This window comes from Streptomyces sp. NPDC056160 (assembly GCF_042268205.1).
In the GTDB taxonomy this organism is placed as follows: domain Bacteria; phylum Actinomycetota; class Actinomycetes; order Streptomycetales; family Streptomycetaceae; genus Streptomyces.
In genome coordinates this window covers 1-14,260 of record NZ_JBHJUW010000182.1, presented here as the reverse complement: position 1 = coordinate 14,260, position 14,260 = coordinate 1, and the positions used below count along the sequence as shown (strand labels likewise).

At 71.7% G+C, this 14,260-nt stretch carries 11 protein-coding genes; 6 read left to right on the top strand and 5 right to left on the bottom strand.

Translation table 11 applies throughout. The annotated features are described in order from the left end of the window. A partial coding sequence (locus tag ACFC02_RS37975; protein ID WP_376366850.1) for a PepSY domain-containing protein occupies positions 1-494 on the top strand: 494 nt, incomplete at its 5' end. Positions 495-701: 207 nt separating this feature from the next. Here the strand turns inward: ACFC02_RS37975 and ppdK are convergent. Both ppdK and dusB read right to left on the bottom strand, forming a co-directional pair. Then, positions 702-3,449: a pyruvate, phosphate dikinase gene (gene ppdK, locus ACFC02_RS37970; RefSeq protein ID WP_376366849.1), complete on the bottom strand. Its 2,748-nt coding sequence runs from the start codon at positions 3,447-3,449 to the stop codon at positions 702-704. A 597-nt stretch (positions 3,450-4,046) separates the two neighbouring features. After that, a complete protein-coding gene (dusB, locus tag ACFC02_RS37965) occupies positions 4,047-5,189 on the bottom strand; it encodes a tRNA dihydrouridine synthase DusB (RefSeq protein ID WP_376366848.1) in 1,143 nt (380 codons plus the stop codon). Positions 5,190-5,307: 118 nt separating this feature from the next. On the opposite strand from dusB, the gene ACFC02_RS37960 reads away from it, so the two are divergent. Continuing rightward, positions 5,308-6,753, top strand: a complete 1,446-nt coding sequence (locus ACFC02_RS37960) for an MFS transporter (RefSeq protein WP_376366847.1) — start codon at positions 5,308-5,310, stop codon at positions 6,751-6,753. A 19-nt stretch (positions 6,754-6,772) separates the two neighbouring features. Here ACFC02_RS37960 and ACFC02_RS37955 read toward each other — a convergent pair whose 3' ends face one another. Continuing rightward, the gene (locus ACFC02_RS37955; protein WP_376366846.1) at positions 6,773-7,723 is read right to left on the bottom strand and encodes a helix-turn-helix transcriptional regulator; all 951 of its coding nucleotides are present in this window, start codon (positions 7,721-7,723) and stop codon (positions 6,773-6,775) included. A 101-nt stretch (positions 7,724-7,824) separates the two neighbouring features. On the opposite strand from ACFC02_RS37955, the gene ACFC02_RS37950 reads away from it, so the two are divergent. The 3 genes from ACFC02_RS37950 (at position 7,825) to ACFC02_RS37940 (ending at position 11,224) form a co-directional block, all read left to right on the top strand. After that, entirely contained in the window at positions 7,825-9,255 is a 1,431-nt protein-coding gene (locus ACFC02_RS37950; protein ID WP_376366845.1) for an MFS transporter, read from the top strand. A 154-nt stretch (positions 9,256-9,409) separates the two neighbouring features. After that, positions 9,410-10,546 (top strand): serine hydrolase domain-containing protein, encoded by a 1,137-nt coding sequence (locus tag ACFC02_RS37945; protein ID WP_376366844.1) that lies wholly within the window; start codon positions 9,410-9,412, stop codon positions 10,544-10,546. Between the two features lie 255 nt (positions 10,547-10,801). After that, entirely contained in the window at positions 10,802-11,224 is a 423-nt protein-coding gene (locus ACFC02_RS37940) for a hypothetical protein (RefSeq protein ID WP_376366843.1), read from the top strand. Positions 11,225-11,260: 36 nt separating this feature from the next. Here the strand turns inward: ACFC02_RS37940 and ACFC02_RS37935 are convergent, their stop codons facing one another. Beyond that, a complete protein-coding gene (locus ACFC02_RS37935; RefSeq protein ID WP_376366842.1) occupies positions 11,261-11,854 on the bottom strand; it encodes a TetR family transcriptional regulator in 594 nt (197 codons plus the stop codon). A gap of 37 nt (positions 11,855-11,891) precedes the next feature. Continuing rightward, positions 11,892-12,902, bottom strand: coding sequence for an aldo/keto reductase (locus ACFC02_RS37930; RefSeq protein WP_376366841.1), 1,011 nt, complete (start codon positions 12,900-12,902; stop codon positions 11,892-11,894). 238 nt (positions 12,903-13,140) lie between these two features. On the opposite strand from ACFC02_RS37930, the gene ACFC02_RS37925 reads away from it, so the two are divergent. Then, complete coding sequence (locus ACFC02_RS37925; RefSeq protein ID WP_376366851.1) at positions 13,141-14,229, top strand: chitinase; 1,089 nt, start codon at positions 13,141-13,143, stop codon at positions 14,227-14,229. Positions 14,230-14,260: the final 31 nt, after the last annotated feature.

The following is a 14,260-nucleotide window of genomic DNA, read 5'->3' as shown; positions in this document are numbered from 1 at the left end:
GATATGTCCATCGGGTTCTCCGGTCTGCGGAGCCCTGCGCGGTGGCGGGCCCCTGGCGGCGGTGCACCGGACGGTGGGGCCCCGCCCCCGGGGGGGGGCCCGGCCCCCCCCCGGGCCCCGGCCCCGCGGGGGCGTCCGCGGGCGCCCCCCAGTGGGAGACGAAGGTCGCCGCCGCCGACGGCACGGTCCGCAAGATCGACGTCGACGCGGCCACCGGGAAGGTGTCCCGCAGCACGACCGAGTCGGGCCAGGACGCCGGCGACAAGCGCAAGGTCGCCGACCGGCTGAAGAAGGCCACCCAGACGCCCGCGCAGGCCGTGAAGACGGCCACGGACAAGACCAAGGGCACCGTCACCGGCGTCGACCTCGGCGAGCACGACAACAAGCTCGTCTGGTCCGTCGACGTCGTCACGCCCAAGGACTGGCACAAGACGACCTACGACATCGACGCGGCCACCGGCAACGTCGTACGCGAGCACGTCGACAACGGCTGAACCCGCCCCCGGCGCCCGCGCACACGAGGGGACACACACCACAGGAAACGACACGACAGGGCACGACAGACACGACAGGGCACACAGGACAGGGGCGGCATCCCCGCACAAGGATGCCGCCCCTTCTCCGTGAACCGGAGTCCCCGCCGTGATCGGTAGTGAGGGTCGGGGACCACGACGAGGACTCCGGGGTCTTTCACACCGGCGTCACCGGTGGTCGCTGCCTTCCGAACCGGAGGCCGCGCGGCCCGCCTCCAGGCGGGCGACGGGGATGCGGAACGGGGAGCAGGAGACGTAGTCCAGACCCACCTCGTGGAAGAAGTGGACGGACTCCGGGTCGCCGCCGTGCTCGCCGCAGACGCCGAGCTTCAGGTCGGGGCGGGTGGCGCGGCCGGCCTTCGCGGCGGCGGCGACCAGCGAGCCGACGCCGTCCTTGTCGATCGTCTCGAACGGCGACACCCCGAAGATGCCCTTCTCCAGGTAGGCCGTGAAGAAGCTCGCCTCCACGTCGTCGCGGCTGAAGCCCCACACCGTCTGGGTCAGGTCGTTGGTGCCGAAGGAGAAGAACTCGGCGGCCTCCGCGATCTGCCCGGCGGTGAGCGCGGCGCGCGGCAGCTCGATCATCGTGCCGATCGCGAGCTTGAGCTTCGTACCGGTGGCCTTCTCGACCTCCGCGATGACCCTGTCGGCCTCCTCGCGGACGATCTCCAGCTCCTGGACGGTGCCGACGAGGGGGATCATGATCTCGGCGCGCGGATCGCCCTTGGCGTTCCTGCGCTCGGCGGCGGCCTCGGCGATGGCGCGGACCTGCATGGTGAACAGACCGGGGATGACCAGGCCGAGGCGCACGCCGCGCAGGCCCAGCATCGGGTTCTGCTCGTGCAGCCGGTGCACGGCCTGGAGCAGGCGCAGCTCGTTCTCGTGCGGCTCCTGGCGGGACTCGGCGAGCGCCACGCGCACCGACAGTTCGGTGATGTCGGGCAGGAACTCGTGCAGCGGCGGGTCGAGCAGGCGCACGGTGACCGGCAGGCCGTCCATCGCCTCGAACAGCTCCACGAAGTCCTTCTTCTGCAGCGGCAGGAGCTGCTTCAGGGACTCCTCGCGCTCGGCCTGGGTGTCGGCGAGGATCAGCCGCTCCACCAGCTCGCGCCGGTCGCCGAGGAACATGTGCTCGGTGCGGCACAGGCCGATGCCCTGCGCACCGAAGCGGCGCGCGCGCAGCGCGTCCTCGGCGTTGTCGGCGTTGGCGCGCACCCGCAGCCGGCGCTTGCGGTCGGCGAACGCCATGATCCGGTGCACGGCCTCGACCAGTTCGTCGGCGTCGTCGGCGCCCGCGTGCATCCGGCCCTCGAAGTACTCCACGACCGGGGAGGGGACCACCGGCACCTCGCCGAGGTAGACCTTGCCGGACGAGCCGTCGATGGAGATGACGTCGCCCTCCTCGACGACGTGCCCGCCGGGCACCGTCATCCGGCGGCGCTTGGTGTCGACCTCCAGCTCCTCCGCGCCGCACACGCAGGTCTTGCCCATGCCGCGCGCCACGACGGCGGCGTGGGAGGTCTTGCCGCCGCGCGAGGTCAGGATGCCCTCGGCGGCGATCATGCCGTCCAGGTCGTCGGGGTTGGTCTCGCGGCGGACCAGGATGACCTTCTCGCCCGAGCGGGACCACTTGACGGCGGTGTACGAGTCGAAGACGGCCTTGCCGACGGCCGCGCCCGGGGAGGCGGCGATGCCCCGGCCGACCTGCTCGACCTTCGCACCGTCGTCGAAGCGGGGGAACATCAGCTGGGCGAGCTGGGCGCCGGTGACGCGCTGGAGCGCCTCGGCCTCGTCGATCAGGCCCTGGTCGACGAGCTGGGTGGCGATGCGGAAGGCGGCGCCGGCGGTGCGCTTGCCGACGCGGGTCTGGAGCATCCACAGCCGGCCGCGTTCGATGGTGAACTCGATGTCGCAGAGATCCCTGTAGTGGTTCTCCAGGGTCTCCATGATCTGCATGAGCTGGTCGTACGACTTCTTGTCGATCCGCTCCAGCTCGGCGAGCGCCACCGTGTTGCGGATGCCCGCGACCACGTCCTCGCCCTGCGCGTTCTGCAGGTAGTCGCCGTAGACGCCCTGGTGTCCCGAGGCGGGGTCGCGGGTGAAGGCGACGCCGGTGCCGGAGTCGGGGCCGAGGTTGCCGAAGACCATCGAGCAGACGTTGACGGCCGTGCCCAGGTCGTGCGGGATGCGCTCCTGACGGCGGTAGAGCTTGGCGCGCTCGCCGTTCCAGGAGTCGAAGACCGCCTTGATGGCGAGGTCCATCTGCTCGCGCGGGTCCTGCGGGAAGTCCCGGCCCGCCTCCTTCTTGACGATCTTCTTGAAGGTGGTGACCAGCTTCTTGAGGTCGGCGGCCTCCAGCTCGGTGTCGACCGTGACCTTCTTGGCCGCCTTGGCCGCCTCCAGGGCGTCCTCGAAGTGTTCGCCGTCGACGCCGAGGACGGTCTTGCCGAACATCTGGATGAGGCGGCGGTAGGAGTCCCAGGCGAAGCGGTCGTCGCCGGCCTGCTTCGCCAGGCCCTGCACGGACTTGTCGGACAGGCCGATGTTCAGGACGGTGTCCATCATGCCCGGCATGGAGAACTTCGCCCCGGAGCGGACGGAGACGAGCAGCGGGTCGTCGGCCCGGCCGAGCTTCTTGCCCATCCGCTGCTCCAGCGCGTCGAGGTGCGCACTCACCTCGTCCCGCAGGGCCGCCGGTTCCTCACCGCTGTCCAGGTAGACCTTGCAGGCCTCGGTGGTGATGGTGAACCCCGGCGGGACGGGGAGGCCCAGGTTGGTCATCTCGGCGAGGTTCGCGCCCTTGCCGCCGAGGAGGTCCTTGAGGTCCTTGTTGCCCTCGGTGAAGTCGTAGACGAACTTCACGCCCTCAACGCTCCCGCCCGCCGCGGGTACCTGGGGATCTTTGTTTTCCGACACGGGTCTCGACTCCTCGAGGACGCGGTGGCTGCCCTGACGGCGAGGAACATACCCAGATCGAAGGCTTGTGGGTACGTCCACTCGTGCGTCATGCGCCCGTAACCAGCGGTCCGCCAGCGGATCGAAAGTCAAGGCTTGGCAAGTCGTCAGGGCCGGATGTTTTCACTTCTTGAACGAGTCCATGCTCGTAGACCCCTCCATGCGCTCATGTGAGCGGACATCGGCACGGGTGATTTCGATCGGTGAACGATGAAGGTGTGACACTGAGTGCCACACCTTGGAGAAGTGCAGACGCCCAAGATTCGCTCATCTGAGCGCATCCCCTATCAAGGGTGGCGAGAATCACGCTGCCATACGCGCCCGGATTTCACCATGCGGACCTCCGGCGCCACTCCTCGACGGGGGCCGGAGGTCCGTGTGCCGGTGATCAACGATCTCCTGAACAGCGCCGGCGGTCGGGCCGTACGGCTCCATGGCGGGCGCCCTCGGCCACGTCGACGACTACGGCCGCACTCGCTGCACTCCGTGCCGCCCTCCCCCGCCGGGGCGAACCGGGAAACGCGCCGCAGCGACCGGCGGGGGCGAAGCCGGGCCGCCTCAGCCGCCCGACGTGTCCAGTTCCGCGTCCTCGCTCACGCCCGTGCTGTCGTACGGGTCCTTCAGCCAGCCGTCCGGGAGGACCACGCGGTTGTTGCCGGACGTACGGCCGCGGGGGCCGTCGGCGCCGGTGGGCCAGGGCTGGTCGAGGTCCAGTTCGTCCAGGCCGGCGCGCAGGTCCGCCAGGGAGGAGGTGATCGCGAGCCGCTTGCGCATCTCGGAGCCGACCGCGAAGCCCTTCAGGTACCAGGCGACGTGCTTGCGGAAGTCGATGACGCCCCGCGCCTCGTCGCCGATCCACTCGCCGAGGAGGGTGGCGTGCCGGACCATCACGTCGGCGACCTCGCGCAGGGCGGGCCGCGCCGCGAAGTCCGTACGGCCCTCGAAGGCCGCGACCAGGTCGGCGAAGAGCCACGGCCGGCCCAGGCAGCCGCGGCCCACGACCACGCCGTCGCAGCCGGTCTCGCGGACCATGCGCAGCGCGTCCTCGGCCGACCAGATGTCGCCGTTGCCCAGCACGGGGATCTCCGGCACGTGCTCCTTGAGGCGGGCGATGGCGTCCCAGTCGGCGGTGCCGCCGTAGTGCTGGGCGGCGGTGCGGCCGTGCAGGGCGATGGAGGTGATGCCCTCCTCGACGGCGATCCGGCCGGCGTCGAGGCAGGTGAGGTGGTCGTCGTCGATGCCCTTGCGCATCTTCATGGTGACCGGCAGGTCGCCCGCGCCGCTGACCGCCTCGCGCAGGATGGCGCGCAGCAGGTTGCGCTTGTAGGGCAGGGCCGAGCCGCCGCCCTTGCGAGTCACCTTCGGGACCGGGCAGCCGAAGTTCAGGTCGATGTGGTCGGCGAGGTCCTCCTCCGCGATCATGCGGACCGCCTTGCCGACGGTGGCCGGATCGACGCCGTACAGCTGGATCGAACGCGGCGTCTCGCTCGCGTCGAACCGGATCAGCTGCATGGTCTTCTCGTTGCGCTCGACCAGGGCCCGGGTGGTGATCATCTCGCTGACGAAGAGACCCTTGCCGCCGCTGAACTCCCTGCACAACGTGCGGAAGGGCGCGTTGGTGATCCCGGCCATGGGTGCCAGGACCACGGGCGGCCGGACGGTGTGCGGGCCGATCTGGAGGGGGGACTCGGACGTGGGCATTGCCCCATTGTCCCGCATCCCGCCTCCCGCGTGTCCCGCGTCCCGGGTCCCGCCCGGACGGCAAACCTGTAGTAGTCATTAGTTAACCGCACTATCGAAGTCGACTACGCTGGAACACATGCCCGAGCTGAGTCACCGCCGACGGCTGCTGGTGCTCGCGATCTGCTGCATGAGCCTGCTGATCGTGAGCCTCGACAACACCGTCCTGAACGTCGCCCTGCCCTCCATGCAGCGCGAGCTGCACGCGAGCACGTCCGGCCTGCAATGGACGATCGACGCCTACACACTCGTGCTGGCGTCGCTGCTGATGCTCGCCGGCTCCACCGCCGACCGCATCGGCCGCAAGCGCGTCTTCATGACCGGTCTCGTCGTCTTCGGCATCGGCTCGCTGCTGTGCTCCCTCGCCCCCAACCTCGAACTGCTCATCGTCTTCCGCATGATGCAGGCGGTCGGCGGCTCGATGCTCAATCCGGTCGCCATGTCGATCATCACCAACACCTTCACCGACCCGCGCGAACGCGCCCGCGCCATCGGCGTGTGGGGCGCCGTGGTCGGCATATCCATGGCCGCCGGGCCGCTGGTCGGCGGGCTGCTCGTGGAGTCGGTCGGCTGGCGCTCGATCTTCTGGCTCAACCTGCCCGTCGGCCTCGCCGCGATCCTGCTCACCCTCCGCTTCGTCCCCGAGTCGCGCGCCCCGAAGGCCCGCCGCCCCGACCCGGTCGGCCAGGTGCTCGTCATCGCCCTGTTCGGCGCGCTGACGTACGCGATCATCGAGGCCCCGGACGCGAGCGCCGCCGTGGTCGTGCCGTTCGCCGCCGTCGCGCTCGCCGCGCTGCTCGGCCTGCTGTGGTACGAGCCGCGCCGCGCCGAACCCCTCATCGACCTGCGTTTCTTCCGCTCCGCCCCGTTCAGCGGGGCCACGGTCATCGCGGTCAGCGGCTTCGCCGCGCTCGGCGGTTTCCTCTTCCTGTCCACGCTGTACCTGCAGAACGTGCGCGGTCTCGACGCCCTGCACGCGGGCCTGTGGATGCTGCCGATGGCGGCGCCGACGTTCCTGTGCGCACCCCTGTCCGGGCGGCTGGTGGGCACCCGGGGGCCGCGGCTGCCGCTGCTGATCGCCGGGAGTGCGATGACGGCGAGCGCGGTGCTGTTCGCGGGCTTCGAGGCCGAGACGTCGAACGCCACCCTGGTGATCGGGTACGTCCTGTTCGGCATCGGCTTCGGCTTCGTCAACGCGCCCATCACCAACACGGCCGTCTCCGGCATGCCGCGCGCCCAGGCCGGGGTCGCGGCGGCCGTCGCCTCCACCAGCAGGCAGCTCGGGTCGACCCTCGGCGTCGCGGTGGTCGGCGCCCTGCTGGCCTCCGGGATCAGCTCGTCCGCGTACCGGGACACGTTCGTGCCGGCCGCCCGGCCGGGATGGTGGGTGCTGGTGGCGTGCGGCGCGCTCGTCCTGGCCCTGGGCGCCCTCACCAGCGGCCGCTGGGCCCGCCGCTCCGCCGAACGCACCGCCGACCGGCTCCAGGAGAACGAGGTCCGGCAGACGGCGGGCGTCGGCGCCTGACTTCCCGTACGGCCTAGGCCTACGCCCGTGCCTCCCGCTCCAGCGCGATGGCGTGCAGTTTCTCCAGCCGCTGCCGCGACTCCTCGTCCGCCGGGACGTACGTCACCATGCGCGGCCCCACCTCCGGGCTGAGCCACAGGTCGGTGTGGTCGACGGTGAGGCGGCCGACGTAGGCGTTGCGGAACTCCTTGCGCTTGCTCGTCGGGGCGAACACCTCGTGCCGGTCCCAGGCCTCCTGGAAGTCCGGCGACGACTCGCGCAGCCGCTTGAGCAGCGTCTTCCAGGCCGGCTCCGCGAGATGGCCGGCCATCGCCCCCCGGAACCGGGCCGCCATCGTCCGGGTGGCGTCCTCCAGGTGCACGATCGAGGACCGCCACTGCTCGTTCGTGTAGGACAGGATCATGCAGTTGAGGTCCTCGGGCGGCACCGCCGCCAGGTCGCACAGGAGCAGGCCGTAGGTGCGGTTGTGGGCGAGGATGTCGTACCGGCTGTTCTGCACGCAGGCCGGGTAGGGCTCCATCTGCTCCAGCAGGGCCCGCAGGGCCGGGGTGACCGAGGGGCACGTGGCCGGCGGCGCCGGGTCGGGGGCACCGGCCAGCTGGAAGAGGTGGGCGCGCTCGCTGGGGTCGAGCAGCAGGGTGCGGGCGAGCGCGTCCAGGACCTGCACGGAGACCTGGATGTCGCGGGCCTGTTCGAGCCAGGTGTACCAGGTGACGCCGACCGCCGAGAGATGGGCGACCTCCTCGCGGCGCAGGCCCGGCGTGCGGCGCCGGGCACCGCGCGGCAGGCCGACCCGCTCGGGGGTGATGTGCTCGCGGCGGTGCCGGAGGAAGGCGGCCAGCTCGTGCCGCCGGATCTCGGAGGCCGCGGTCTCCCTCATCCGCACGGCCTGCCCCGCACCGGGCGCACCGGGCGCGGTCCGCGCCCCCGCCGTCGTCCTTGCCGCCGTCTCCTGGGCCATGGTGGTCATGCCTCCATGCTGCCGCCTCGCCCACCCTGTTTCCAGGTACTTCCACTACCAGGATAAGGACACTCTGGTACCTGCCTCGGCGCCGACGCACGCTCGGATGCGTGACCACCCGAACCATCTCCTCCCCCGCCGTCCGCACCACCGCCGCGCCCCCTGCGCTGAGCGGGCTCGGACTGTTCACGGTGCTGCTGGGCGCGGCGCTGCCCCTCATCGACTTCTTCATCGTCAACGTGGCCCTGCCCACCATGGGCAGGGACCTGCACGCGAGCGAGGCCGTCCTCGAACTCGTCGTCGCGGGCTACGGAGTGGCCTACGCCGTGCTGCTCGTGCTCGGCGGCCGGCTCGGCGACCTCTTCGGCCGGCGCCGGCTCTTCCTCGGCGGCATGGCGGCCTTCGGCCTGACCTCGCTGGCCTGCGGTCTCGCGCCGGACGCCTGGACCCTGGTCGGGGCCCGGGTGGCGCAGGGCGCCTCGGCCGCCGCGATGCTGCCGCAGGTGCTCGCCACCATCCAGGCGGCCACCGCGGGCCGCCGCCGGGCCAAGGCGATGAGCCTGTACGGGGCGACGGCCGGCCTGTCCATGGTGGCCGGGCAGATCCTGGGCGGCGTCCTGGTGGCGGCCGACCCGTGGGGCACCGGCTGGCGCTCGGTGTTCCTGGTGAACGTGCCCGTCGCGATCGTCGGCCTGGTCCTCGCGGTCAAGGCCGTCCCGGAGACCCGCTCGCAGCGCCCTGAGCCGGTCGACGGCCCCGGCACGCTGCTGCTCGCGGCGTCCCTGCTGACGCTGCTCGTGCCGCTCACCGAGGGCCGGGCGGCCCACTGGCCGCTGTGGACGTGGCTGTCGCTGGCCGCCTTCCCGCTGGTGGCCGCCGCGTTCTACGCGGTCGAGCGGCGCGCGGACCGGCGGGGCCGTACGCCGCTGGTGCCGCCGAGCCTGTTCCGGCTGCTGTCCCTGCGCCGCGGTCTTGCGCTGATCGTGCCGTTCTCCATCGGGTTCAGCGGCTTCATGTTCGTCATCGCCGTGGCGTTGCAGCAGGGGGCGGGTCTCGGCCCGGTCCCGGCGGGCCTCGCGCTGGCGCCCATGGCGGTCGCCTTCTTCCTCGCCTCGCTGGCCGGGCCCCGGCTGGTCGCCCGGTACGGCGCCCGCGTCGTGACGGCGGGCGCGGTCGTGCAGCTGGTCGGCGTGGGCCTGCTGGCGCTGACCGTCCGGCAGGCGTGGCCGCACGTGGGCTTCGTGGAGCTGCTGCCGGGCGCGGCCATCGCCGGCGCGGGCCAGGCACTGCAACTGCCCGTCACCTTCCGGATCGTCCTCTCGGAGGTGCCGACGGCGCGGGCGGGCGTGGGCAGCGGCGTCATGGTCACCGCCCAGCAGTCGTCGCTGGCGCTCGGCGTGGCCACCCTGGGCACCCTGTTCCTGTCCCTGGCCCCCGGCCTGGGCATGCGGGACGCCCTGGTGGCGACGCTGCTGGTCCAGTTGGCCGTGGTCGCCCTGACGGGCCTGCTCAGCCTGCGGCTGCCCCGCACGATCGGCTGACGGCGCCCCGGGGGTGCCGGGCGGCGCGCGGCGCGATGAGTTCCGCGCGCGGCAGGAGTCGTAGGTGACCGAGACGAACCGCGGCGGCCGTACCGCTCGGCCCGACCGCGGCCGGCGAAGCGACCTGGCGCCCCGACCACCGGAAGGCCGACCGATGAGCGAACTGCACGAGACCCTGAGCCGGTACGTCGACGACGGCGTCGTCCCCGGGGCGGTGGCCCTGGTGGCGCACGGCGACGACGTGGAGGTGGTGGCCGTGGGGTCGGTGGACACCGAGGGCACCGCCCCGATGCGCCGGGACACGATCTTCCGGATCGCCTCGATCACGAAGCCGATCACGGCGGCGGCCGTGCTGATGCTGGTGGAGGACGGCGTTCTCGGCCTGGCCGACCCGGTGGCCGAGTGGCTGCCGGAGCTGTCCCGGCCGGTCGCCGTGCGCACCCCGTCGAGCCCGGTGGACGACATCGTCCCGGCCGCCCGCCCGATCACGGTGGAGGACCTGCTCGGCTCCCGCTGCGGCTGGGGCTTCCCGTCGGACTTCTCGCTGCCCGCGGTGCGGGCGCTGTTCGCGGTGCAGAAGGACGGCCGGGCGATGCAGGACTGGCCGGACCCGGACACCTGGCTGGCCCGCCTGGCCCGCGTCCCGCTGCTCCACCAGCCGGGCGAGGCCTGGCTGTACGGCACCTCCTCCGACCTCCAGGGCATCCTGGTGGCGCGGGCGTCGGGGCGTACGCTCCCGGAGTTCCTGTCCGAGCGTGTGTTCGAGCCGCTGGGGATGCGGGACACGGCGTTCACGGTCCCTGTGGACCGGCGCTCCCGCTTCACCAGCTACTACACCAACGGCGAGGCGGGCCTGGCACTCGCGGACACCCCGGGCGGCGACTGGAGCCGGCTCCCGGCGTTCCCGTCCGGCGGCGGGGGCCTGGTCTCCACGGCCGACGACTGGCTGGCCTTCGGCCGCATGCTCCTGAACGGCGGCTCGGGCGGCGGCCACCGCCTGCTCTCCCCCGCCTCCGTGAGCCGGATGACGAGCAACCACCTCGACGCGAGCCTGCGGGAGCCGGCCGCCCTCTTCCTGGAGGGCCAGGGCTGGGGCTACGGCGGCCAGGTCGACGTCGCTCCCCTGGAGCCCTGGAACGTGCCGGGGCGCTACGGCTGGGTCGGCGGCACCGGCACGGCGGCCTTCGTCGTCCCGCCCACCGGGACGGTCACCGTCCTGCTGACCCAGGTCGGCATGGACAGCCCGGCCCCGACCCCGATGATGCGCGACTTCTGGCGGGTGACGGCGTGAGACCGCGCGAGGCGCCGGCCGGGCCACCAGGGCGGTCACCCTGTGTGACCGACTGGGTAAAGGTAAGAAACAGGTCAAGTGATCCACTGCCCTGACCTGCGACTTTTCCTCAAAGTCGTCTCCCTACCGGCCAGTTCCGGACCTCCCCGACATGCCGCGCGGACGAACCCGGGCAAATCTGGAGGAGCGCGAGCAGCCCCCCGGGGCGGCCATCGCGCCGCAGGGGGGAAATCCGTCGACCAACGGGAGACCACCATGCCTGTCACCAACAGCCACCGCTGGGTCCGTACCCTCGCCGCGGGCGCCCTGTCCGCCGCCCTCGTGTCGGCCGGATCGGCCGCCGCGCTCGCCGCGGACAACGCGCCGCAGGCCAAGCCGAGCCCGACCCACAGCATGATGCCGGCCAAGGGCTCGATCACGGTCAAGGCCAACCACTCCTCGATCAAGGCCGGGCAGAGCGTGACGCTGACCGGGCGCACCGCCGACATGGCGGCCGGCACCAAACTCAGCGTCCAGCACCTGAACAACGGCAAGTGGACGACGCTGCGCGCGACCACCGTGGTCAAGAAGGGCAACACCTACACCGTGACCACCAAGCTGGCCGCCAAGGGCACCCAGCACCTGCGCGTGGTGCACGGCGGCACGCACTCCAAGACGGTCACCGTCCACGTGTCCTGACTGTCCTGGCTGTCCTGACGAGGGGATGAAACGGCGCTAACGCGCCAGCAGCCCCCGCAGCAGCAGCTCCAGGACGGTGTCGAACTCCTCCTGGACGCCCGGCCGCTTCCACTCCCCCGCGTAACACGGGTCGTGGAAGCGGCCAGTGGCGTGGAACAGGGCGCGGGCCGTGGCCGCCGGGTCGGCGGCCGTGAAGGCACCGGCGGCCACGCCCGCCTCGACGATCTCCGCCAACTGCGCGCACAGTTCGGCGATGTGCTGCTCGACCGCCCCGACGTTCTCCTCTGCGAGCGCGGAGTACGTGGCGAACATCTCAGGATCGTCGCCCGCCTTGCGGCGCTTGGCGTCGAACAGCGCCTGGAACCAGGCGCGCAGCCGCTCCCGGGGTTCGAGCCCCTCCTCGGCCGCGATCCCCGACAGCGCGTCGTGCGTCCGGTCGAGCCACCGCTTGGTCACCGCTTCCCGCAGCGCCGCCTTGGTGCGAAAGTGCCGGTAGACGCTGCCGTGGCTGACGCCGAGCGCGCGGGCCACGTCCACCACGGTGGCCTTCGCCGGGCCGTGGCGGCGCAGCACTTCCTCGGTCGCCTCGATGATGCGCTCGGCGGTCAGGGCCTCGGTGGTGGGTGACATGCTCTAGACCGTACCTGCCGGCCGCACGGAGCCGGCCTCAGCGTTCGCTGTCCAGGTGCGCCATCTGCGCCTCGGGGTAGCGCGCGCCGGCCGCCGCGTCCGCCGGAACGGCCTCCTCGATCGCCGCCAGGTCCGCCGCGTCGAGCGTGACGTCGAGCGCGCCCAGCGCCTCCGCCAGGCGCTCGCGGGTGCGGGCGCCGATCAGCGGCACGATGTCCTCGCCGCGCGAGAGCACCCAGGCGATGGCGGTCTGCGCGACGGTGACGCCCTTGCCCTCGGCGATCTTCCGCAGCGCCTCGACGAGGTCCAGGTTGTGCTGGAGGTTCTCGCCCTGGAAGCGGGGCGAGAAGGCGCGGAAGTCGGTGGGGGCGAGCTGCCGGTCGCGGGTGAAGTGGCCGGAGATCAGTCCGCGCGAGAGGACGCCGTAGGCGGTGACGGCGATGCCCAGCTCGCGGGTGGTGGGCAGGATGGCGGCCTCGATGCCGCGCGAGATCAGCGAGTACTCGATCTGGAGGTCGCAGATCGGCGCGGTGGCGGCGGCGCGGCGGACGGTCTCGGCGCCCGCCTCGCTGAGGCCGATGTGGCGGACGTAGCCCTTCTCGACCAGCTCCGCGATGGCGCCGACGGTCTCCTCGATCGGCACGTCGGGGTCGACGCGGGCGATCCGGTAGACGTCGATGTGGTCGACGCCGAGGCGCTGGAGCGAGTAGGCGGCGAAGTTCCGCACGGCGGCGGGGCGGCCGTCGTAACCGCTCCAGTTGCCCTCCGGGTCACGCAGGGCGCCGAACTTCACACTGGTCAGGGCCCGCTCGCGGCGGGCGGCGGGGGCGGTGCGCAGGGCTTCGCCGAGCAGCATCTCGTTGTGACCCATGGCGTAGAAGTCGCCCGTGTCGAAGAGGGTCACGCCCGCTTCGAGGGCGGCGTGCACGGTGGCGATCGACTCGGCCCGGTCCGCCTCGCCGTACAGCGCGGACATGCCCATGCAGCCGAGACCGAGGGCGGACACCTGGGGGCCGGTGGTTCCGAGGGAGCGCGTGTTCATCGTCATGGCTTCACCCTGGCATAACAGCTGACAGATTTCAATATCTGTCAGTCCATACTTGTCACGCGATCACCACGGGCACCGCGCCGGCGAACGGCGACGAACGGCGAACGGCGAACGGCGGGGACGGGCCCCGCACGCCATCGGTCCAGACCTCTTGACGAAAGGTCTGGACCATAGGATTGTCATGTCTGCGACACCGCGCCACCCCCACCTCACCCCCGCCCCCACCGGGAGGCCGCCCATGTTCCGCCGGATCCGCCGGACACCACGCCTGCTCACCGCCGCGCTGGCCACCGCCTGCCTCGCGCCGCTCGCGCTCAGCCTGTCGTCCCCCGCGGCCTCGGCCGCCCCCTCGACCACCGCCGCCGCCACCACCACCTGCGCCGTGAAGTCCCGGCCCGCGGGCAAGGTGCTCCAGGGCTACTGGGAGAACTGGGACGGCTCCTCCAACGGGGTCCACCCGCCCTTCGGCTGGACCCCGATCACCGACTCCCGGATCGCCGCGCACGGCTACAACGTGCTCAACGCGGCCTTCCCGGTGATCCTGTCCGACGGGACGGCCCTGTGGGAGGACGGCATGGACTCCGGCGTGAAGGTGGCCACGCCCGAGGAGATGTGCGCGGCGAAGGCGTCCGGGCAGACGGTCCTGCTCTCCATCGGCGGGGCGGCGGCCGGCATCGACCTGAACTCGCAGGCGGTGGCGGACCGGTTCGTCGCGACGATCGTGCCGATCCTGAAGAAGTACAACTTCGACGGCATCGACATCGACATCGAGACCGGCCTGACCGGCAGCGGGAACATCAATCAGCTCTCCGCGTCCCAGGCCAACCTGATCCGCATCATCGACGGCATCCTCGCCCAGATGCCCTCGAACTTCGGCCTGACCATGGCCCCCGAGACCGCCTACGTCACCGGCGGCAGCATCGTCTACGGCTCGATCTGGGGCGCCTACCTCCCCGTCATCAAGAAGTACGCCGACAACGGCCGCCTGTGGTGGCTGAACATGCAGTACTACAACGGCAGCATGTACGGCTGCTCCGGGGACTCCTACTCGGCCGGCACGGTGCAGGGCTTCACCGCCCAGACCGACTGTCTGAACAAGGGCCTGGTGGTGCAGGGCACCACGGTCAAGGTCCCCTACGACAAGCAGGTGCCCGGCCTGCCCGCCCAGCCGGGCGCGGGCGGCGGCTACCTGTCCCCGTCCCAGGTCTCCCAGGCCTGGAGCCACTACGGCAACGGGCTCAAGGGCCTGATGACCTGGTCGCTCAACTGGGACGGCTCGAAGAACTGGACCTTCGGCGACAACGTCAGGGCCCTCCAGGGACGTTGACGGGAACGCGACGCACAGAACGCCGTACGGC

Bases quoted from the DNA above. Each gene is read 5' to 3' on its own strand.
- dusB (WP_376366848.1), bottom strand. From the start codon at position 5,189: ATGCCCACGTCCGAGTCCCCCCTCCAGATCGGCCCGCACACCGTCCGG.
- ACFC02_RS37960 (WP_376366847.1), top strand. From the start codon at position 5,308: ATGCCCGAGCTGAGTCACCGCCGACGGCTGCTGGTGCTCGCGATCTGC.
- ACFC02_RS37955 (WP_376366846.1), bottom strand. From the start codon at position 7,723: ATGACCACCATGGCCCAGGAGACGGCGGCAAGGACGACGGCGGGGGCG.
- ACFC02_RS37945 (WP_376366844.1), top strand. From the start codon at position 9,410: ATGAGCGAACTGCACGAGACCCTGAGCCGGTACGTCGACGACGGCGTC.
- ACFC02_RS37940 (WP_376366843.1), top strand. From the start codon at position 10,802: ATGCCTGTCACCAACAGCCACCGCTGGGTCCGTACCCTCGCCGCGGGC.
- ACFC02_RS37935 (WP_376366842.1), bottom strand. From the start codon at position 11,854: ATGTCACCCACCACCGAGGCCCTGACCGCCGAGCGCATCATCGAGGCG.
- ACFC02_RS37930 (WP_376366841.1), bottom strand. From the start codon at position 12,902: ATGACGATGAACACGCGCTCCCTCGGAACCACCGGCCCCCAGGTGTCC.
- ACFC02_RS37925 (WP_376366851.1), top strand. From the start codon at position 13,141: ATGTTCCGCCGGATCCGCCGGACACCACGCCTGCTCACCGCCGCGCTG.